The sequence below is a fragment of the Escherichia sp. Lx600-2 genome, from assembly GCF_036662595.1.
GTDB classification, from domain to species: Bacteria; Pseudomonadota; Gammaproteobacteria; order Enterobacterales; family Enterobacteriaceae; genus Escherichia; species Escherichia coli.
In genome coordinates, this window is the sequence record NZ_JAYQWM010000026.1 from 1 (window position 1) to 20,710 (window position 20,710).

Here is a 20,710-nt window from a genome sequence, read left to right on the forward strand (position 1 = left end):
TAACAATAAAATCACCAATGATCTATGGTTTATACATAATTAACATATTTGGTTGGTTTTGATATAAATCAATTTTTAATTCTTGAAAAAAATCTGCAAAACACGATAAATTGTCGTAGATCAAATTGATGAGATCGTGACAATTTCGCTATAAATTGATCACTGTCGAAAAATGCAAATTTGCTCAATAAAAACCTGTTTATTGTAAGGATTTTGCGGCGTAATATAATTACGGGATCAATTTGGTTTATTCATTAACATATTTGTAACTTTTTTATCATTGTCTTTTCCTCTTTTGATGAAATGGCAACGATAGGGGCGAGCAAATAATTTTGTATTGGGGCATGCGTGTGACCCTTTCTAACGGGGTTCACTCTCGGAGTCTTCATGCGATGAGCAAGGAGTCATGATGTTAGATATAGTCGAACTGTCGCGCTTACAGTTTGCCTTGACCGCGATGTACCACTTCCTTTTTGTGCCACTGACGCTCGGTATGGCGTTCCTGCTGGCCATTATGGAAACGGTCTACGTCCTTTCCGGCAAACAGATTTATAAAGATATGACCAAGTTCTGGGGCAAGTTGTTTGGTATCAACTTCGCTCTGGGTGTGGCTACCGGTCTGACCATGGAGTTCCAGTTCGGGACTAACTGGTCTTACTATTCCCACTATGTAGGGGATATCTTCGGTGCGCCGCTGGCAATCGAAGGTCTGATGGCCTTCTTCCTCGAATCCACCTTTGTAGGTCTGTTCTTCTTCGGTTGGGATCGTCTGGGTAAAGTTCAGCATATGTGTGTCACCTGGCTGGTGGCGCTCGGTTCAAACCTGTCCGCGCTGTGGATTCTGGTTGCAAACGGCTGGATGCAAAACCCAATCGCGTCCGATTTCAACTTTGAAACTATGCGTATGGAGATGGTGAGCTTCTCCGAGCTGGTGCTTAACCCGGTTGCTCAGGTGAAATTCGTTCACACTGTAGCGTCTGGTTATGTGACTGGCGCGATGTTCATCCTCGGTATCAGCGCATGGTATATGCTGAAAGGTCGTGACTTCGCCTTCGCTAAACGCTCCTTTGCTATCGCTGCCAGCTTCGGTATGGCTGCCGTTCTGTCTGTTATTGTTCTGGGTGATGAATCCGGCTACGAAATGGGCGACGTGCAGAAAACCAAACTGGCTGCTATTGAAGCTGAGTGGGAAACGCAACCTGCGCCTGCTGCCTTTACTCTGTTCGGCATTCCTGATCAGGAAGAGGAGACGAACAAATTTGCGATCCAGATCCCTTACGCGCTGGGCATCATTGCAACGCGTTCCGTGGATACTCCAGTTATCGGCCTGAAAGAACTGATGGTGCAGCATGAAGAACGCATTCGTAACGGGATGAAGGCGTACTCTCTGCTCGAGCAACTGCGTTCTGGTTCTACCGACCAGGCGGTTCGTGACCAGTTCAACAGCATGAAGAAAGACCTCGGTTACGGTCTGCTGCTGAAACGCTATACGCCAAACGTGGCTGATGCGACTGAAGCGCAGATTCAACAGGCAACCAAAGACTCCATTCCGCGTGTAGCGCCGCTGTACTTCGCGTTCCGTATCATGGTGGCGTGTGGCTTCCTGCTGCTGGCAATCATCGCGCTCTCTTTCTGGAGTGTCATCCGCAACCGCATTGGCGAGAAAAAATGGCTCCTGCGCGCCGCGCTGTACGGTATTCCGCTGCCGTGGATTGCTGTAGAAGCGGGCTGGTTCGTGGCTGAATATGGCCGCCAACCGTGGGCTATCGGTGAAGTGCTGCCGACAGCTGTGGCGAACTCGTCACTGACCGCAGGCGATCTCATCTTCTCAATGGTGCTGATTTGCGGCCTGTATACCCTGTTCCTGGTGGCAGAATTGTTCTTAATGTTCAAGTTTGCACGCCTCGGCCCAAGCAGCCTGAAAACCGGTCGCTATCACTTTGAGCAGTCTTCCACGACTACTCAGCCGGCACGCTAAGACAGGAGTCGTCAAATGATCGATTATGAAGTATTGCGTTTTATCTGGTGGCTGCTGGTTGGCGTTCTGCTGATTGGTTTTGCAGTCACTGACGGTTTCGACATGGGGGTGGGCATGCTCACCCGTTTCCTCGGTCGTAACGACACCGAGCGTCGAATTATGATTAACTCCATCGCACCACACTGGGACGGTAACCAGGTTTGGCTGATCACCGCAGGCGGCGCACTGTTTGCTGCCTGGCCGATGGTCTATGCCGCTGCGTTTTCCGGCTTCTATGTGGCGATGATCCTCGTGCTGGCGTCTTTGTTCTTCCGTCCGGTCGGTTTTGACTACCGCTCCAAGATTGAAGAAACCCGCTGGCGTAACATGTGGGACTGGGGCATCTTCATTGGTAGCTTCGTTCCGCCGCTGGTGATTGGTGTAGCGTTCGGTAACCTGTTGCAGGGCGTACCGTTCAACGTTGATGAATATCTGCGTCTGTACTACACCGGTAACTTCTTCCAGTTGCTTAACCCGTTCGGCCTGCTGGCAGGCGTGGTGAGCGTAGGGATGATCATTACTCAGGGCGCGACTTATCTGCAGATGCGTACCGTGGGCGAACTGCACCTGCGTACCCGTGCAACGGCTCAGGTGGCGGCACTGGTGACACTGGTCTGCTTCGCACTAGCTGGCGTATGGGTGATGTACGGTATCGATGGTTATGTCGTGAAATCGACAATGGACCATTACGCAGCCTCTAACCCGCTGAATAAAGAAGTGGTTCGTGAAGCTGGCGCATGGCTGGTTAACTTCAACAACACGCCAATTCTGTGGGCTATTCCGGCACTGGGTGTGGTTCTGCCGCTGCTGACCATCCTGACTGCACGTATGGATAAAGCCGCGTGGGCGTTTGTGTTCTCCTCCCTGACGCTGGCCTGCATCATCCTGACTGCCGGTATCGCAATGTTCCCGTTTGTGATGCCGTCCAGCACCATGATGAACGCAAGTCTGACAATGTGGGATGCAACTTCCAGCCAGCTGACACTTAACGTCATGACTTGGGTTGCGGTGGTTCTGGTACCGATCATTCTGCTCTACACCGCCTGGTGTTACTGGAAAATGTTCGGTCGTATCACCAAAGAAGATATTGAACGTAACACCCACTCTCTGTACTAAGTAAGGAGCTAAAAATGTGGTATTTCGCATGGATTCTGGGAACGCTTCTTGCCTGTTCGTTTGGGGTAATCACCGCGCTGGCGCTTGAGCACGTCGAATCAGGCAAAGCCGGTCAAGAAGACATCTGATGAGTAAGATTATCGCAACCTTGTATGCGGTAATGGACAAGCGCCCCCTGCGGGCGCTTTCCTTCGTGATGGCGCTTCTGTTAGCAGGATGTATGTTTTGGGACCCATCTCGTTTTGCCGCGAAGACCAGTGAACTGGAAATCTGGCATGGTTTATTGCTGATGTGGGCCGTCTGTGCTGGTGTGATTCACGGCGTGGGCTTTCGTCCGCAGAAGGTTCTTTGGCAAGGGATTTTTTGCCCATTGCTTGCCGATATTGTTCTCATTGTCGGGCTGATTTTCTTCTTCTTTTAAATCAGAATTCTCTTTAAAAAATTATGGGCCGCTCCAGGCCCATAAATTTTTACGCTCCCTTAACTTGCCCTCATTCCCAAACCTCAATCGCGCGCGTATAGTAGCAGCGTTTAAAAGCTCTAACTTTTGTTGCATTACCGGGATGTAAAGTGAATACAACGCTGTTTCGATGGCCGGTTCGCGTCTACTATGAAGATACCGATGCCGGTGGTGTGGTGTACCACGCCAGTTACGTCGCTTTTTATGAAAGAGCACGCACAGAGATGCTGCGTCATCATCACTTCAGTCAGCAGGCGCTGATGGCTGAACGCGTTGCCTTTGTGGTACGTAAAATGACGGTGGAATATTACGCACCTGCGCGGCTCGACGATATGCTCGAAATACAGACTGAAATAACATCAATGCGTGGCACCTCTTTGGTTTTCACGCAACGTATTGTCAACGCCGAGAATACTTTGCTGAATGAAGCAGAGGTTCTGGTTGTTTGCGTTGACCCACTCAAAATGAAGCCTCGTGCGCTTCCCAAGTCTATTGTCGCGGAGTTTAAGCAGTGACTGACATGAATATCCTTGATTTGTTCCTGAAGGCTAGCCTTCTGGTTAAACTTATCATGTTGATTTTGATTGGTTTTTCAATCGCATCCTGGGCCATTATTATCCAGCGGACCCGTATTCTTAACGCAGCGGCGCGCGAAGCCGAAGCGTTTGAGGATAAATTCTGGTCTGGAATCGAACTCTCTCGCCTCTATCAAGAGAGCCAGGGGAAACGGGATAATCTGACCGGTTCGGAACAAATCTTTTACAGCGGGTTCAAAGAATTTGTGCGCCTGCATCGTGCCAATAGCCATGCGCCGGAAGCCGTAGTAGAAGGGGCGTCGCGTGCGATGCGTATTTCCATGAACCGTGAACTTGAAAATCTGGAAACGCACATTCCGTTCCTCGGTACGGTTGGCTCCATCAGCCCGTATATTGGTCTGTTTGGTACGGTCTGGGGGATCATGCACGCCTTTATCGCCCTCGGGGCGGTAAAACAAGCAACACTGCAAATGGTTGCGCCCGGTATCGCAGAAGCGTTGATTGCGACGGCAATTGGTCTGTTCGCCGCAATTCCGGCAGTTATGGCCTACAACCGCCTCAACCAGCGCGTAAACAAACTGGAACTGAATTACGACAACTTTATGGAAGAGTTTACCGCGATTCTGCACCGCCAGGCGTTTACCGTTAGCGAGAGCAACAAGGGGTAAGCCATGGCCAGAGCGCGTGGACGAGGTCGTCGCGATCTCAAGTCCGAAATCAACATTGTACCGTTGCTGGACGTACTGCTGGTGCTGTTGCTGATCTTTATGGCGACAGCGCCCATCATCACCCAGAGCGTGGAGGTCGATCTGCCAGACGCTACTGAATCACAGGCGGTGAGCAGTAACGATAATCCGCCAGTGATTGTTGAAGTGTCTGGTATTGGTCAGTACACCGTGGTGGTTGAGAAAGATCGCCTGGAGCGTTTACCACCAGAGCAGGTGGTGGCGGAAGTGTCCAGCCGTTTCAAGGCCAACCCGAAAACGGTCTTTCTGATCGGTGGCGCAAAAGATGTGCCTTACGATGAAATAATTAAAGCACTGAACTTGTTACATAGTGCGGGTGTGAAATCGGTTGGTTTAATGACGCAGCCTATCTAAACATCTGCGTTTCCCTTGCTTGAAAGAGAGCGGGTAACAGGCGAACAGTTTTTGGAAACCGAGAGTGTCAAAGGCAACCGAACAAAACGACAAGCTCAAGCGGGCGATAATTATTTCAGCAGTGCTGCATGTCATCTTATTTGCGGCGCTGATCTGGAGTTCGTTCGATGAGAATATAGAAGCTTCAGCTGGAGGCGGCGGTGGTTCGTCCATCGACGCTGTCATGGTTGATTCAGGTGCGGTAGTTGAGCAGTACAAACGCATGCAAAGCCAGGAATCAAGCGCGAAGCGTTCTGATGAGCAGCGCAAGATGAAGGAACAGCAGGCTGCTGAAGAACTGCGTGAGAAACAAGCGGCTGAACAGGAACGCCTGAAGCAACTTGAGAAAGAGCGGTTAGCTGCTCAGGAACAGAAAAAGCAGGCTGAAGAAGCCGCAAAACAGGCCGAGTTAAAGCAGAAGCAAGCGGAAGAGGCGGCAGCGAAAGCGGCGGCAGATGCTAAAGCGAAGGCCGAAGCGGATGCTAAAGCTGCGGAAGATGCAGCGAAGAAAGCGGCTGCAGATGCGAAGAAAAAAGCAGAAGCAGAAGCCGCCAAAGCCGCAGCCGAAGCGCAGAAAAAAACCGAGGCAGCAGCTGCGGCGCTGAAGAAGAAAGCGGAAGCGGCAGAAGCAGCTGCAGCTGAAGCAAGAAAGAAAGCGGCAACTGAAGCTGCTGAAAAAGCCAAGGCAGAAGCTGAGAAGAAAGCGGCTGCTGAAAAGGCTGCAGCTGATAAGAAAGCGGCAGCAGAGAAAGCTGCAGCCGACAAAAAAGCAGCAGAAAAAGCGGCTGCAGAAAAGGCAGCAGCTGATAAGAAAGCAGCGGCAGAAAAAGCCGCCGCAGACAAAAAAGCGGCAGCTGCAAAAGCAGCAGCTGCAAAAGCAGCAGCTGCAAAAGCCGCTGCAGCAAAAGCTGCCGCAGAGGCAGATGATATTTTCGGTGAGCTAAGCTCTGGTAAGAATGCACCGAAAACGGGGGGAGGGGCGAAAGGGAACAATGCTTCGCCTGCCGGGAGTGGTAATACTAAAAACAATGGCGCATCAGGGGCCGATATCAATAACTATGCCGGGCAGATTAAATCTGCTATCGAAAGTAAGTTCTATGACGCATCGTCCTATGCAGGCAAAACCTGTACGCTGCGCATAAAACTGGCACCCGATGGTATGTTACTGGATATCAAACCTGAAGGTGGCGATCCCGCACTTTGTCAGGCTGCGTTGGCAGCAGCTAAACTTGCGAAGATCCCGAAACCACCAAGCCAGGCAGTATATGAAGTGTTCAAAAACGCGCCATTGGACTTCAAACCGTAATCGCGATGCTGACTGTTCCGACGGTCAACATCAGGCACCGGTTGCCACGGGGTTCTGGTAGTTTTGTGTATTTTAGTTTGTTAACATTCTGCTAAATTATCGTGGGCCATCGGTCCAGATAAGGGAGATATGATGAAGCAGGCATTACGAGTAGCATTTGGTTTTCTCATATTGTGGGCATCAGTTCTTCATGCTGAAGTCCGCATTGTGATCGACAGCGGTGTAGATTCCGGTCGTCCTATTGGAGTTGTTCCTTTCCAGTGGGCGGGCCCTGGTGCGGCACCTGAAGATATTGGCGGCATCGTTGCTGCCGACTTGCGTAACAGCGGTAAATTTAATCCGTTAGATCGCGCTCGTCTGCCACAGCAGCCGGGTAGTGCGCAGGAAGTACAACCAGCTGCATGGTCCGCGCTGGGTATTGACGCTGTAGTTGTCGGTCAGGTCACTCCGAATCCGGATGGTTCTTACAATGTTGCTTATCAACTTGTTGACACTGGCGGCGCACCGGGTACTGTACTTGCTCAGAACTCGTACAAAGTGAACAAGCAGTGGCTGCGTTATGCTGGTCATACCGCCAGTGATGAAGTGTTTGAAAAACTGACCGGTATTAAAGGTGCGTTCCGTACCCGTATTGCCTACGTTGTTCAGACCAACGGCGGTCAGTTCCCGTATGAACTGCGCGTATCTGACTATGACGGTTACAACCAGTTTGTCGTTCACCGTTCACCACAGCCGCTGATGTCCCCGGCGTGGTCACCAGACGGTTCTAAACTGGCTTATGTGACCTTCGAAAGCGGTCGTTCCGCGCTGGTTATCCAAACGCTGGCAAACGGCGCTGTACGTCAGGTGGCTTCATTCCCGCGTCACAACGGTGCGCCTGCATTCTCGCCAGACGGCAGCAAACTGGCATTCGCCTTGTCGAAAACCGGTAGCCTGAACCTGTACGTAATGGATTTGGCTTCTGGTCAGATCCGCCAGGTGACTGATGGTCGCAGTAACAATACCGAACCGACCTGGTTCCCGGACAGCCAGAACCTGGCATTTACTTCTGACCAGGCCGGTCGTCCACAGGTTTATAAAGTGAATATCAACGGCGGTGCGCCACAACGTATTACCTGGGAAGGTTCGCAGAACCAGGATGCGGATGTCAGCAGCGACGGTAAATTTATGGTAATGGTCAGCTCCAACGGTGGGCAGCAGCACATTGCCAAACAAGATCTGGCAACGGGAGGCGTACAAGTTCTGTCGTCCACGTTCCTGGATGAAACGCCAAGTCTGGCACCTAACGGCACTATGGTAATCTACAGCTCTTCTCAGGGGATGGGATCCGTGCTGAATTTGGTTTCTACAGATGGGCGTTTCAAAGCGCGTCTTCCGGCAACTGATGGACAGGTCAAATTCCCTGCCTGGTCGCCGTATCTGTGATAATAATTAATTGAATAGTAAAGGAATCATTGAAATGCAACTGAACAAAGTGCTGAAAGGGCTGATGATTGCTCTGCCTGTTATGGCAATTGCGGCATGTTCTTCCAACAAGAACGCCAGCAATGACGGCAGCGAAGGCATGCTGGGTGCCGGCACTGGTATGGATGCGAACGGCGGCAACGGCAACATGTCTTCCGAAGAGCAGGCTCGTCTGCAAATGCAACAGCTGCAGCAGAACAACATCGTTTACTTCGATCTGGACAAGTACGATATCCGTTCTGACTTCGCTCAAATGCTGGATGCACATGCAAACTTCCTGCGTAGCAACCCGTCTTACAAAGTCACCGTAGAAGGTCACGCGGACGAACGTGGTACTCCGGAATACAACATCTCCCTGGGTGAACGTCGTGCGAACGCCGTTAAGATGTACCTGCAGGGTAAAGGCGTTTCTGCAGACCAGATCTCCATCGTTTCTTACGGTAAAGAAAAACCTGCAGTACTGGGTCATGACGAAGCGGCATACTCCAAAAACCGTCGTGCGGTACTGGTTTACTAAGAGAATTGCATGAGCAGTAACTTCAGACATCAACTATTGAGTCTGTCGTTACTGGTTGGTATAGCGGCCCCCTGGGCCGCTTTTGCTCAGGCACCAATCAGTAGTGTCGGCTCAGGCTCGGTCGAAGACCGCGTCACTCAACTTGAGCGTATTTCTAATGCTCACAGCCAGCTTTTAACCCAACTCCAGCAACAACTCTCTGATAATCAATCCGATATTGATTCCCTGCGTGGTCAGATTCAGGAAAATCAGTATCAACTGAATCAGGTCGTGGAGCGGCAAAAGCAGATCCTGTTGCAGATCGACAGCCTCAGCAGCGGTGGTGCAGCGGCGCAATCAACCAGCGGTGATCAAAGCGGTGCGGCGGCATCAACGACGCCGACAGCTGATGCTGGTACTGCGAATGCTGGCGCGCCGGTGAAAAGCGGTGATGCAAACACGGATTACAATGCAGCTATTGCGCTGGTGCAGGATAAATCCCGCCAGGATGACGCAATGGTGGCATTTCAGAATTTCATCAAAAATTACCCTGATTCAACTTACCTGCCAAACGCCAATTATTGGCTGGGTCAGTTAAACTACAACAAGGGTAAAAAAGATGATGCGGCGTACTATTTTGCTTCGGTAGTGAAAAACTATCCGAAGTCACCAAAGGCTGCAGATGCGATGTTTAAAGTCGGTGTCATCATGCAGGACAAAGGTGACACCGCAAAAGCGAAAGCCGTATACCAGCAGGTTATCAGTAAATACCCTGGTACTGATGGCGCTAAACAGGCACAAAAACGTCTGAACGCGATGTAATGCATAACACACGACCAGAAGTCGCATTATTTCTGGTCGTGTCGTGCGAATCATAAGCAGTTGAGTGATCTACATCGAAATTTTTGTTGCGCTCAAGTCTGAAATCAGTAATATATGCCGCCGTTGCCACGGGATATCAAACAAACCGAAAGCAACGAAAAAGTGGGTCGTTAGCTCAGTTGGTAGAGCAGTTGACTTTTAATCAATTGGTCGCAGGTTCGAATCCTGCACGACCCACCACTAACCTAGTTAGTTGTAGTATCCAGCGTAGTATCGGGTGATTAGCTCAGCTGGGAGAGCACCTCCCTTACAAGGAGGGGGTCGGCGGTTCGATCCCGTCATCACCCACCACTTCGGGTCGTTAGCTCAGTTGGTAGAGCAGTTGACTTTTAATCAATTGGTCGCAGGTTCGAATCCTGCACGACCCACCACTAACCTAGTTAGTTGTAGTATCCAGCGTAGTATCGGGTGATTAGCTCAGCTGGGAGAGCACCTCCCTTACAAGGAGGGGGTCGGCGGTTCGATCCCGTCATCACCCACCACTTCGGGTCGTTAGCTCAGTTGGTAGAGCAGTTGACTTTTAATCAATTGGTCGCAGGTTCGAATCCTGCACGACCCACCAGTTTTAACATCAAACTCAGATGTTAAGCGTGAAGGATAACGTTGCGCCAGCAACGGCCCGTAGGGCGAGCGAAGCGAGTCATCCTGCACGACCCACCAATCTTAAAGATTGGCCCCGAGTAAAAATCTTTCAGGTAACACCCGTATGGGTCGTTAGCTCAGTTGGTAGAGCAGTTGACTTTTAATCAATTGGTCGCAGGTTCGAATCCTGCACGACCCACCATCCTGAATGATTAAAGCAGCATAATCCCGCAAGGGGTCGTTAGCTCAGTTGGTAGAGCAGTTGACTTTTAATCAATTGGTCGCAGGTTCGAATCCTGCACGACCCACCAATGTAAAAAAGCGCCCTAAAGGCGCTTTTTTGCTATCTGCGATACTCAAAGATTCGAACCTGCAGCAGGTTTGAGTTGAGCGTAGCGAAACAACGGAGCCGCTCGCGGCGACGGCCCGAAGGGCGAGCGAAGCGAGTCATCCTGCACGACCCACCAATGTAAAAAAGCGCCCTAAAGGCGCTTTTTTGCTATTCAGGCATCTCTCAATTTCAATTCTTGACCCTGATGACATACTCCGCGCTTGCTGCGTAAACAACTTTACGTCGGAGGAATAAGACGCAAAGTGTGGCATTCGGCATCTCATACGTAATTCGAGTGACTTTTCCCCACCATTCGACTATCTTGTTTAGCATATAAAACAAATTACACCGATAACAGCGAATATCACGCTAATGTCGGTTTTAACGTTAAGCTTGTAAAACGAGATGGTAAGATGAGCGTGATGTTTGATCCAGACACGGCGATTTATCCTTTCCCCCCGAAGCCGACGCCGTTAAGCATTGATGAAAAAGCGTATTACCGCGAGAAGATAAAACGTCTGCTAAAAGAACGTAATGCGGTGATGGTTGCCCACTACTATACCGATCCCGAAATTCAACAACTGGCAGAAGAAACCGGTGGTTGTATTTCTGATTCTCTGGAAATGGCGCGCTTCGGTGCAAAGCATCCCGCTTCTACGTTGTTAGTCGCTGGGGTGAGATTTATGGGAGAAACCGCCAAAATTCTCAGTCCGGAAAAAACAATTCTGATGCCGACACTTCAGGCTGAGTGTTCACTGGATCTCGGCTGCCCTGTTGAAGAATTTAACGCATTTTGCGATGCCCATCCCGATCGTACTGTCGTCGTCTACGCCAACACTTCTGCTGCGGTAAAAGCGCGCGCAGATTGGGTGGTAACTTCAAGCGTTGCCGTCGAACTTATTGATCATCTTGATAGTTTGGGTGAAAAAATCATCTGGGCACCCGACAAACATCTGGGGCGTTACGTGCAAAAACAGACGGGCGCAGACATTTTATGCTGGCAGGGTGCTTGCATTGTGCATGATGAATTTAAGACTCAGGCGTTAACCCGCTTGCAAGAAGAATACCCGGATGCTGCCATACTGGTGCATCCAGAATCACCACAAGCTATTGTAGATATGGCTGATGCGGTCGGTTCCACCAGTCAACTGATCGCTGCTGCAAAAACATTGCCACATCAGCGGCTTATCGTGGCAACCGATCGGGGCATTTTCTACAAAATGCAGCAGGCGGTGCCAGATAAAGAGTTACTGGAAGCACCAACCGCGGGTGAGGGCGCAACCTGCCGCAGCTGCGCGCATTGTCCGTGGATGGCCATGAATGGCCTTCAGGCTATCGCTGAGGCATTAGAACAGGAAGGAAGTAATCACGAGGTTCATGTTGATGAGAGGCTGCGAGAGAGGGCGCTGGTGCCGCTCAATCGTATGCTGGATTTTGCGGCTACACTACGTGGATAACGAATAATAAGGCGTAACGTTACGCTTTGGGGGAAAGATGGATTTTTTTAGTGTGCAGAATATCCTGGTACATATACCAATAGGGGCAGGCGGTTATGATCTCTCATGGATCGAAGCGGTAGGCACGATCGCCGGGTTGCTGTGTATTGGCCTTGCCAGTCTGGAGAAGATCAGCAACTACTTCTTTGGCCTGATCAACGTCACCTTGTTTGGCATTATTTTCTTTCAGATTCAGCTGTATGCCAGCCTGCTATTACAGGTGTTTTTCTTTGCCGCGAATATTTACGGTTGGTATGCGTGGTCGCGACAAACCAGTCAGAACGAGGCGGAGTTGAAAATTCGCTGGTTACCATTGCCGAAGGCATTAACCTGGCTGGCGGTTTGTGTCATTGCTATTGGTCTGATGACGGTATTTATCAATCCGGTGTTTGCATTTTTGACCCGCGTGGCAGTCATCATCATGCAAGCATTAGGATTACAGGTTGCGATGCCTGAACTACAACCGGACGCTTTCCCGTTCTGGGATTCTTGCATGATGGTGTTATCTATCGTGGCAATGATTCTGATGACGCGTAAATATGTGGAAAACTGGCTGTTGTGGGTGATTATTAACGTGATTAGCGTCGTTATTTTTGCACTTCAGGGCGTTTACGCCATGTCTCTGGAGTACATCATCCTGACCTTTATTGCGCTCAACGGCAGCCGGATGTGGATCAACAGCGCACGCGAAAGAGGCTCACGCGCGCTGTCCCATTAATGGTGATGATGTGAATGGCCAGACACCCCTTCATTCAGGTGGCAGTCTGGCCCATGACAAGGTTGATATTCCATCTGAATGGTGGCGTGCTCAATCTGATAGTGATCCATCAGGTAGTGTTGGATCTGATCCAACAAGGCATCGTGATCGTGTGGCGGGATCACCTGCACATGCAACGTCATCACCGGCTTCTCGCCTACCATCCATACATGCACATGGTGCACATTGCGGACTTCCGGGATTTCCCGGCACATACGACGCTTCAGTTCAGCGATATCCAGCGATACCGGTGCACCTTCAAGTAATTCATTCACGCTATCTTTCAACAGTCGCCACGCGCTACGCAGAACCAGAAGCGACACCAGTATCGAGAGAATGGGGTCAGCAGGTGTCCAGCCGGTCCAGATAATAATCAACGCGGCAATAATAGCCCCAACCGAACCCAGCAGGTCCCCGAGCACATGCAGTGCCGCTGCTCGTACGTTGAGGTTTTTCTCTTCGCTGCCGTGATGAAGTAACCAGAAAGAAAGTATATTTGCCAGCAACCCAGCCACGGCAATTGCCATCATCATGCCGCCCTCGACCGGACGCGGCGTGCGGAAGCGTTCTATCGCCTCCCAGACAATCAAAATGGTAATTACCACCAGGGCGATGGCATTCACAAACGCCGCGAGCGTGGTCAGTCTTAGCCAACCGAAAGTGTGGCGAATGGTGGGAGGACGACGTGAAAATTGCACGGCGAGTAGGGCGAAAAGCAGGGCGGCAGTATCGGTCAACATATGACCCGCATCGGCCAGCAAAGCCAGAGAACCAGAAAGAAAACCACCAACGACTTCTACCAGCATAAACCCGGCAGTCACGCCGAAAGCATACAACAAGCGACGAGCATTATTATCTTCTGGCAGGTGTGAGGACGTGTGTGAGTGTGAGTGCGCCATGACGAGTCATCCCTTAATTATTCTCACTTAACTTTATGACATCATACTGCTTTTAGAAGTGAAAAATTAAAAGGGAGAGACTCCGCTCTCCCATTATTGGCTATTTTGCAGGGTTACTGCGTGGTACCGTCGGTTTTGGTATCGACATCATTATTGATGCCATCACCGGTTTGTACCTTTTTATTGATATCCGGACAGCGACCATCTTTGCACATGGTGTTCTTGTGCTCTTCATCTTTAGTCATTCCGTCATTGTTCATTGAAGAACCATCCGGATGCAGCATTGTGCCGCCAGAACCGTTATTTACCCCGTTATTGTCGACGTTATTTGGCGCGACATTTTCACGGGCGTCAGGGGCTACCTGGCCCGCATCAGCTGCGGCGTTTGCCTGGCCGTTATTAGTTTGCGCTCCGCTATCGGCAGCCAGTGCGGCACCGCTGGCAAGGCTTAGAGTGGCAGTCAGAAATAGTGTGGCCAGTTTTGTCATTTTCATAGGATGCTCCTGTTATGGTCGTTATGTCGGATAACCTCTTCCAACAGTGCATTTGCAGGTGAATATAAGACATTGGTTTAAGATTTCAGCCAGGCAAAGAAATCCAGCAGAGAATCTTGAAATAATTAACAAACAAAGGAGTTACAGTTAGAAATTGTAGGAGAGATCTCGTTTTTCGCGACAATCTGGCGTTTTTCTTGCTAATTCCAGGATTAATCCGTTCATAGTGTAAAACCCCGTTTACACATTCTGACGGAAGATATAGATTGGAAGTATTGCATTCACTAAGATAAGTATGGCAACACTGGAACAGACATGAATTATCAGAACGACGATTTACGCATCAAAGAAATCAAAGAGTTACTTCCTCCTGTCGCATTGCTGGAAAAATTCCCCGCTACTGAAAATGCCGCTAATACGGTTGCCCATGCCCGAAAAGCGATCCATAAAATCCTGAAAGGGAATGATGATCGCCTGTTAGTGGTGATTGGTCCGTGCTCAATTCATGATCCTGTAGCGGCTAAAGAGTACGCAACTCGCTTGTTGGCGCTGCGTGAAGAGCTGAAAGATGAGCTGGAAATCGTAATGCGCGTCTATTTTGAAAAGCCGCGCACCACGGTGGGCTGGAAAGGGCTGATTAACGATCCGCATATGGACAATAGCTTCCAGATCAACGACGGTTTGCGTATTGCCCGTAAATTGCTGCTTGATATTAACGACAGCGGTCTGCCAGCGGCGGGTGAGTTTCTCGATATGATCACCCCACAATATCTCGCTGACCTGATGAGCTGGGGCGCAATTGGCGCACGTACCACCGAATCGCAGGTGCACCGCGAACTGGCATCAGGGCTTTCTTGTCCGGTCGGCTTCAAAAATGGCACCGACGGTACGATTAAAGTGGCTATCGATGCCATTAATGCCGCCGGTGCGCCGCACTGCTTCCTGTCCGTAACGAAATGGGGGCATTCGGCGATTGTGAATACCAGCGGTAACGGTGATTGCCATATCATTCTGCGCGGCGGTAAAGAGCCTAACTACAGCGCGAAGCACGTTGCTGAAGTGAAAGAAGGGCTGAACAAAGCAGGCCTGCCAGCACAGATGATGATCGATTTCAGCCATGCTAACTCGTCAAAACAATTCAAAAAGCAGATGGATGTTTGTGCTGACGTTTGCCAGCAGATTGCCGGTGGCGAAAAGGCCATTATCGGTGTGATGGTGGAAAGTCATCTGGTTGAAGGCAATCAGAGCCTGGAGAGCGGGGAGCCGCTGGCCTATGGTAAGAGCATCACCGATGCCTGCATTGGCTGGGAAGATACCGATGCTCTGTTACGTCAACTGGCGAATGCAGTAAAAGCGCGTCGCGGGTAATTTATAGTCGAATCGCCATGACTGTACGTTTGTAGCCCTGATAAGACGCGCAGCGTCGCATCAGGCAATGTGCTCCATTGGTAGCAACGACAAACAAAAAAGCCGACTCACTTGCAGTCGGCTTTCTCATTTTTAAACGAATAACGTTTACTTCGCTTTACCCTGATTAGCAACCGCCGCTGCTTTCGCCGCGATCTCGTCAGCATTACCCAGATAATAGCGTTTCAGCGGTTTGAAATTCTCGTCGAACTCATACACCAGCGGCACGCCTGTCGGGATATTCAGCTCAAGAATCTCTTCTTCGCTCATATTATCGAGATATTTCACCAACGCACGCAGAGAGTTACCGTGTGCAGCGATGATCACGCGCTCACCGCTCTTCATACGCGGCAGAATGGTTTCATTCCAGTAAGGGATCACGCGGTCAATGGTCAGCGCCAGGCTTTCCGTCAGCGGCAGCTCTTTCTCGCTCAGTTTCGCGTAACGCGGATCGTGACCCGGATAACGCTCATCATCTTTAGTCAGTTCCGGCGGAGTCACTGCAAAACCACGACGCCACTGTTTCACCTGCTCGTCGCCATACTTTTCAGCAGTTTCCGCTTTGTTCAGACCCTGCAACGCACCGTAGTGACGTTCGTTCAGTTTCCAGGATTTCTCTACGGGCAGCCATGCCTGATCCAGTTCGTCCAGCACATTCCACAGGGTATGGATAGCGCGTTTCAGCACAGAGGTGTAAGCAAAGTCAAAGCTGTAACCTTCCTCTTTCAGCAGCTTACCTGCTGCTTTTGCTTCGCTTACGCCTTTCTCAGACAGATCCACGTCGTACCAACCGGTGAAACGGTTTTCTTTGTTCCACTGACTTTCGCCATGACGAACCAGAACCAGCTTAGTTACAGCCATATACTTACTCCTCAAATCATCTTTTAATGATAATAATTCTCATTATATTGCCGTGACGAAGCAACAGCAATGCTTACGCATAACCATAGCGAAAATAGTGGCGCAGTGTAAGGTTGTTGTGAATATTGAGTTGCAAATATGTCGGCGTTTGCTGGTGATTTGAACAATATGAGATAAAGCCCTCATGACGAGGGCTTAACATTACTCAGCAATAAACTGATATTCCGTCAGGCTGGAATACTCTTCGCCAGGACGCAGGAAGCAGTCCGGTTGCGGCCATTCAGGGTGGTTCGGGCTGTCCGGCAGAAACTCGCTTTCCAACGCCAGCCCTTGCCAGTCGGCGTAAGGTTCGGTTCCCCGCGACGGTGTGCCGCCGAGGAAGTTGCCGGAGTAGAATTGCAGAGCCGGAGCGGTGGTGTAGACCTTCAGCTGCAATTTTTCATCTGCTGACCAGACATGCGCCGCCACTTTCTTGCCATCGCCTTTGGCCTGTAACAAGAACGCGTGATCGTAACCTTTCACTTTGCGCTGATCGTCGTCGGCAAGAAACTCACTGGCGATGATTTTGGCGCTGCGGAAATCAAAAGACGTTCCGGCGACAGATTTCAGGCCGTCGTGCGGAATGCCGCCTTCATCAACCGGCAGATATTCGTCCGCCAGAATCTGCAACTTGTGATTGCGCACGTCAGACTGCTCGCCGTCAAGATTGAAATAGACGTGATTAGTCATATTCACCGGGCAAGGTTTATCAACTGTGGCGCGATAAGTAATGGAGATACGGTTATCGTCGGTCAGACGATATTGCACCGTCGCGCCGAGATTACCCGGGAAGCCCTGATCGCCATCATCTGAACTCAGGGCAAACAGCACCTGACGATCGTTCTGGTTCACAATCTGCCAGCGACGTTTGTCGAACCCTTCCGGGCCGCCGTGCAGCTGGTTAACGCCCTGACTTGGCGAAAGCGTCACGGTTTCACCGTCAAAGGTATAACGGCTATTGGCGATGCGGTTGGCATAACGACCAATAGAGGCCCCCAGAAACGCGGCCTGATCCTGATAGCATTCCGGGCTGGCACAGCCGAGCAGCGCCTCGCGGACGCTGCCATCGGAAAGCGGAATACGGGCTGAAAGTAAAGTCGCACCCCAGTCCATCAGCGTGACTACCATCCCTGCGTTGTTACGCAAAGTTAACAGTCGGTACGGCTGACCATCGGGTGCCAGTGCGGGAGTTTCGTTCAGCACTGTCCTGCTCCTTGTGATGGTTTACAAACGTAAAAAGTCTCTTTAATACCTGTTTTTGCTTCATATTGTTCAGCGACAGCTTGCTGTACGGCAGGCACCAGCTCTTCCGGAATAAGCGCGACGATACAGCCGCCAAATCCGCCGCCGGTCATGCGTACGCCACCTTTGTCGCCAATCACAGCTTTGACGATTTCTACCAGAGTGTCAATTTGCGGCACGGTGATTTCGAAATCATCGCGCATAGAGGCATGAGACTCCGCCATCAACTCGCCCATACGTTTCAGGTCGCCTTGCTCCAGCGCGCTGGCAGCTTCAACGGTGCGGGCGTTTTCAGTCAGGATATGACGCACGCGTTTCGCCACGATTGGGTCCAGCTCATGTGCAACAGCGTTGAACTCTTCAATGGTGACATCGCGCAGAGCTGGCTGCTGGAAGAAACGCGCACCGGTTTCGCACTGTTCACGACGGGTGTTGTATTCGCTGCCAACCAGGGTACGTTTGAAGTTACTGTTGATGATGACGACAGCCACACCTTTCGGCATGGAAACTGCTTTGGTCCCCAGTGAGCGACAGTCAATCAGCAAGGCATGATCTTTCTTGCCGAGTGCGGAAATTAGCTGATCCATGATCCCGCAGTTACAGCCAACAAACTGGTTTTCTGCTTCCTGACCGTTAAGCGCGATTTGTGCGCCGTCCAGCGGCAGATGATAAAGCTGCTGCAATACGGTTCCGACCGCGACTTCCAGTGAAGCGGAAGAACTTAACCCGGCACCCTGCGGCACATTGCCGCTGATCACCATGTCCACACCGCCGAAGCTGTTGTTACGCAGTTGCAGATGTTTCACCACGCCACGAACGTAGTTCGCCCATTGATAGTTTTCATGCGCGACAATGGGCGCATCGAGGGAAAACTCGTCGAGCTGATTTTCATAATCGGCTGCCATTACGCGAACTTTACGGTCATCGCGTGGCGCACAACTGATCACGGTTTGATAATCAATCGCGCAGGGCAGAACGAAACCGTCGTTGTAGTCGGTGTGTTCACCAATCAAATTCACGCGGCCAGGCGCCTGAATGGTGTGAGTGGCAGGGTAGCCAAATGCGTTGGCAAACAGAGATTGCGTTTTTTCTTTCAGACTCATTTCTTACACTCCGGATTCGCGAAAATGGATATCGCTGACTGCGCGCAAACGCTCTGCTGCCTGTTCTGCGGTCAGGTCTCGCTGGGTCTCTGCCAGCATTTCATAACCAACCATAAATTTACGTACGGTGGCGGAGCGCAACAGAGGCGGATAAAAGTGCGCGTGCAGCTGCCAGTGTTGATTCTCTTCGCCATTAAATGGCGCGCCGTGCCAGCCCATAGAGTAGGGGAAGGAGCACTGGAAGAGGTTGTCATAACGACTGGTCAGCTTTTTCAACGCCAGCGCCAGATCGCTGCGCTGGGCGTCGGTCAAATCGGTGATCCGTAAAACGTGGGCTTTGGGCATAAGTAGCGTTTCGAACGGCCAGGCAGCCCAGTAAGGCACAACTGCTAACCAGTGTTCGGTTTCGACAACGGTACGGCTACCGTCTGCCAGCTCGCGCTGAACATAATCCACCAGCATTGGTGATTTCTGCTCGGCAAAAAATTCTTTTTGCAGGCGGTCTTCGCGCTCAGCTTCGTTAGGCAGGAAGCTATTTGCCCAAACCTGTCCGTGCGGATGCGGGTTAGAGCAGCCCATCGCCGCGCCTTTGTTTTCAAAGACCTGCACCCATGGGTACGTTTTCCCCAGTTCTGCGGTTTGCTCCTGCCAGGTTTTGACGATTTCCGTCAATGCCGCAACACTGAGCTCTGGCAGCGTTTTACTGTGATCCGGTGAAAAGCAGATCACCCGGCTGGTACCGCGCGCGCTCTGGCAACGCATCAGCGGATCGTTGCTTTCTGGCGCATCTGGCGTGTCAGACATCAAGGCCGCAAAGTCATTAGTGAAAACGTAAGTCCCGGTGTAATCGGGGTTTTTATCGCCTGTCACCCGCACATTACCTGCGCAGAGGAAGCAATCTGGATCGTGCGCAGGTAACACCTGTTTGGCTGGCGTTTCCTGCGCCCCCTGCCAGGGGCGCTTAGCGCGGTGCGGTGAAACCAGAATCCATTGCCCGGTGAGCGGGTTGTAGCGGCGATGTGGATGATCAACGGGATTAAATTGCGTCATGGTTGTTCCTTAATCGGGATATCCCTGTGGATGGCGTGACTGCCAGTGCCAGGTGTCCTGCGCCATTTCATCGAGTGTGCGCGTTACGCGCCAGTTCAGTTCACGGTCAGCTTTGCTGGCGTCCGCCCAGTAGGCCGGAAGGTCGCCCTCGCGACGCGGTGCAAAATGATAGTTAACCGGTTTGCCGCAGGCTTTGCTGAAGGCATTAACCACGTCCAGCACGCTGCTGCCTACGCCAGCACCGAGGTTGTAGATGTGTACGCCTGGCTTGTTCGCCAGTTTTTCCATCGCCACGACGTGACCGTCCGCCAGATCCATTACGTGGATGTAATCGCGTACGCCAGTACCGTCTTCGGTCGGATAATCGTTACCAAAAATCGCCAGCGAGTCGCGACGGCCTACAGCAACCTGGGCGATGTATGGCATCAGGTTATTCGGAATGCCTTGCGGATCTTCGCCCATATCGCCCGACGGATGCGCGCCAACCGGGTTGAAGTAGCGCAGCAGGGCAATGCTCCAGTCCGGCTGGGCTTTTTGCAGATCGGTGAGGATCTGTTCCACCATCAGCTTGCTTTTGCCGTAAGGGCTTTGCGGTGTGCCGGTCGGGAAGCTTTCAACGTATGGAATTTTGGGCTGATCGCCATAAACGGTGGCGGAGGAGCTAAAAATAAAGTTTTTGACGTTAGCGGCGCGCATGGCGCTAATCAGGCGCAGAGTACCGTTGACATTGTTGTCGTAATATTCCAGCGGTTTTTGTACCGATTCGCCAACGGCTTTCAGCCCGGCGAAGTGGATCACGGTGTCGATAGCGTGATCGTGCAGGATCTCGGTCATCAACGCTTCGTTACGGATATCGCCTTCAACAAACGTTGGATGTTTGCCGCCTAAACGCTCGATAACAGGCAGTACGCTGCGCTTACTGTTACAGAGGTTATCAAGAATGATGACATCATGACCGTTTTGCAGTAATTGCACACAGGTATGACTTCCAATGTAACCGCTACCACCGGTGACCAGAACTCTCATAATTCGC

General features: G+C 51.1%; 21 protein-coding genes, 7 tRNA genes and 1 other RNA gene. 22 read left to right on the top strand and 7 right to left on the bottom strand.

Annotated features, from left to right (window positions below):
• The first annotated feature begins 409 nt into the window (after nt 1-409).
• The 21 genes from cydA (at nt 410) to pnuC (ending at nt 12,543) form a co-directional block, all read left to right on the top strand.
• Nucleotides 410-1,978: a cytochrome ubiquinol oxidase subunit I gene (gene cydA / locus OQV04_RS11660; protein WP_000884361.1), complete on the top strand. Its 1,569-nt coding sequence runs from the start codon at nt 410-412 to the stop codon at nt 1,976-1,978.
• A 15-nt stretch (nt 1,979-1,993) separates the two neighbouring features.
• Nucleotides 1,994-3,133: a cytochrome d ubiquinol oxidase subunit II gene (gene cydB, locus OQV04_RS11665; RefSeq protein WP_000568275.1), complete on the top strand. Its 1,140-nt coding sequence runs from the start codon at nt 1,994-1,996 to the stop codon at nt 3,131-3,133.
• A gap of 14 nt (nt 3,134-3,147) precedes the next feature.
• Nucleotides 3,148-3,261 (top strand): cytochrome bd-I oxidase subunit CydX, encoded by a 114-nt coding sequence (gene cydX, locus OQV04_RS11670; protein WP_000270282.1) that lies wholly within the window; start codon nt 3,148-3,150, stop codon nt 3,259-3,261.
• Nucleotides 3,261-3,554 carry a cyd operon protein YbgE gene (gene ybgE / locus OQV04_RS11675; RefSeq protein WP_000034602.1) on the top strand — a complete coding sequence of 98 codons (294 nt, stop codon included), beginning with the start codon at nt 3,261-3,263 and terminating at the stop codon, nt 3,552-3,554. Before cydX ends, ybgE begins: the two co-directional genes overlap by 1 nt.
• A 149-nt stretch (nt 3,555-3,703) precedes the next feature.
• On the top strand, nt 3,704-4,108 hold the full coding sequence (gene ybgC / locus OQV04_RS11680) for a tol-pal system-associated acyl-CoA thioesterase (protein ID WP_001098384.1): 405 nt from the start codon (nt 3,704-3,706) through the stop codon (nt 4,106-4,108).
• A complete protein-coding gene (gene tolQ, locus OQV04_RS11685; protein WP_000131314.1) occupies nt 4,105-4,797 on the top strand; it encodes a Tol-Pal system protein TolQ in 693 nt (230 codons plus the stop codon). The genes ybgC and tolQ overlap by 4 nt, the downstream gene beginning before the upstream one ends.
• Before the next feature lie 3 nt (nt 4,798-4,800).
• Nucleotides 4,801-5,229 carry a colicin uptake protein TolR gene (tolR, locus tag OQV04_RS11690; protein WP_000090097.1) on the top strand — a complete coding sequence of 143 codons (429 nt, stop codon included), beginning with the start codon at nt 4,801-4,803 and terminating at the stop codon, nt 5,227-5,229.
• A gap of 64 nt (nt 5,230-5,293) precedes the next feature.
• Nucleotides 5,294-6,574 carry a cell envelope integrity protein TolA gene (gene tolA, locus OQV04_RS11695; RefSeq protein ID WP_136747791.1) on the top strand — a complete coding sequence of 427 codons (1,281 nt, stop codon included), beginning with the start codon at nt 5,294-5,296 and terminating at the stop codon, nt 6,572-6,574.
• Nucleotides 6,575-6,706: 132 nt separating this feature from the next.
• Nucleotides 6,707-7,999: a Tol-Pal system beta propeller repeat protein TolB gene (gene tolB, locus OQV04_RS11700; protein WP_001295307.1), complete on the top strand. Its 1,293-nt coding sequence runs from the start codon at nt 6,707-6,709 to the stop codon at nt 7,997-7,999.
• A gap of 34 nt (nt 8,000-8,033) precedes the next feature.
• Nucleotides 8,034-8,555: a peptidoglycan-associated lipoprotein Pal gene (gene pal / locus OQV04_RS11705; RefSeq protein WP_001295306.1), complete on the top strand. Its 522-nt coding sequence runs from the start codon at nt 8,034-8,036 to the stop codon at nt 8,553-8,555.
• Between the two features lie 9 nt (nt 8,556-8,564).
• Nucleotides 8,565-9,356: a cell division protein CpoB gene (gene cpoB / locus OQV04_RS11710; RefSeq protein WP_000097569.1), complete on the top strand. Its 792-nt coding sequence runs from the start codon at nt 8,565-8,567 to the stop codon at nt 9,354-9,356.
• A gap of 164 nt (nt 9,357-9,520) precedes the next feature.
• Nucleotides 9,521-9,596 (top strand) — tRNA-Lys (locus OQV04_RS11715).
• A gap of 35 nt (nt 9,597-9,631) precedes the next feature.
• Nucleotides 9,632-9,707 (top strand) — tRNA-Val (locus OQV04_RS11720).
• A gap of 4 nt (nt 9,708-9,711) precedes the next feature.
• Nucleotides 9,712-9,787: transfer RNA gene (locus OQV04_RS11725), tRNA-Lys, on the top strand.
• A 35-nt stretch (nt 9,788-9,822) separates the two neighbouring features.
• A tRNA-Val gene (locus tag OQV04_RS11730) sits at nt 9,823-9,898 on the top strand.
• Nucleotides 9,899-9,902: 4 nt separating this feature from the next.
• Nucleotides 9,903-9,978, top strand: a tRNA-Lys gene (locus OQV04_RS11735).
• Between the two features lie 146 nt (nt 9,979-10,124).
• Nucleotides 10,125-10,200: transfer RNA gene (locus OQV04_RS11740), tRNA-Lys, on the top strand.
• 33 nt (nt 10,201-10,233) lie between these two features.
• Nucleotides 10,234-10,309, top strand: a tRNA-Lys gene (locus OQV04_RS11745).
• 30 nt (nt 10,310-10,339) lie between these two features.
• Nucleotides 10,340-10,465: non-coding RNA, RtT sRNA (locus OQV04_RS11750), on the top strand.
• Nucleotides 10,466-10,742: 277 nt separating this feature from the next.
• The gene (gene nadA / locus OQV04_RS11755; protein WP_032280537.1) at nt 10,743-11,786 is read left to right on the top strand and encodes a quinolinate synthase NadA; all 1,044 of its coding nucleotides are present in this window, start codon (nt 10,743-10,745) and stop codon (nt 11,784-11,786) included.
• Nucleotides 11,787-11,823: 37 nt separating this feature from the next.
• The gene (pnuC, locus tag OQV04_RS11760) at nt 11,824-12,543 is read left to right on the top strand and encodes a nicotinamide riboside transporter PnuC (protein ID WP_000345417.1); all 720 of its coding nucleotides are present in this window, start codon (nt 11,824-11,826) and stop codon (nt 12,541-12,543) included.
• Here the strand turns inward: pnuC and zitB are convergent.
• Entirely contained in the window at nt 12,540-13,481 is a 942-nt protein-coding gene (gene zitB / locus OQV04_RS11765) for a CDF family zinc transporter ZitB (RefSeq protein ID WP_000951292.1), read from the bottom strand. The genes pnuC and zitB overlap by 4 nt on opposite strands.
• 113 nt (nt 13,482-13,594) lie before the next feature.
• Complete coding sequence (locus OQV04_RS11770; RefSeq protein ID WP_032280538.1) at nt 13,595-13,975, bottom strand: YbgS-like family protein; 381 nt, start codon at nt 13,973-13,975, stop codon at nt 13,595-13,597.
• 315 nt (nt 13,976-14,290) lie between these two features.
• On the opposite strand from OQV04_RS11770, the gene aroG reads away from it, so the two are divergent.
• Complete coding sequence (gene aroG / locus OQV04_RS11775; protein ID WP_032280540.1) at nt 14,291-15,343, top strand: 3-deoxy-7-phosphoheptulonate synthase AroG; 1,053 nt, start codon at nt 14,291-14,293, stop codon at nt 15,341-15,343.
• Between the two features lie 147 nt (nt 15,344-15,490).
• On the opposite strand, the gene gpmA is transcribed toward aroG, so the two are convergent.
• From gpmA to galE, 5 genes are all read right to left on the bottom strand, one after another.
• Nucleotides 15,491-16,243, bottom strand: a complete 753-nt coding sequence (gpmA, locus tag OQV04_RS11780; RefSeq protein ID WP_001295305.1) for a 2,3-diphosphoglycerate-dependent phosphoglycerate mutase — start codon at nt 16,241-16,243, stop codon at nt 15,491-15,493.
• 201 nt (nt 16,244-16,444) lie between these two features.
• Nucleotides 16,445-17,485 carry a galactose-1-epimerase gene (galM, locus tag OQV04_RS11785; RefSeq protein ID WP_000931389.1) on the bottom strand — a complete coding sequence of 347 codons (1,041 nt, stop codon included), beginning with the start codon at nt 17,483-17,485 and terminating at the stop codon, nt 16,445-16,447.
• Nucleotides 17,479-18,627: a galactokinase gene (gene galK, locus OQV04_RS11790; RefSeq protein ID WP_000053415.1), complete on the bottom strand. Its 1,149-nt coding sequence runs from the start codon at nt 18,625-18,627 to the stop codon at nt 17,479-17,481. Before galK ends, galM begins: the two co-directional genes overlap by 7 nt.
• A gap of 3 nt (nt 18,628-18,630) precedes the next feature.
• The gene (gene galT / locus OQV04_RS11795) at nt 18,631-19,677 is read right to left on the bottom strand and encodes a galactose-1-phosphate uridylyltransferase (protein WP_032280541.1); all 1,047 of its coding nucleotides are present in this window, start codon (nt 19,675-19,677) and stop codon (nt 18,631-18,633) included.
• 9 nt (nt 19,678-19,686) lie between these two features.
• Nucleotides 19,687-20,703, bottom strand: a complete 1,017-nt coding sequence (galE, locus tag OQV04_RS11800; RefSeq protein ID WP_001265443.1) for a UDP-glucose 4-epimerase GalE — start codon at nt 20,701-20,703, stop codon at nt 19,687-19,689.
• Nucleotides 20,704-20,710 lie beyond the last annotated feature (7 nt).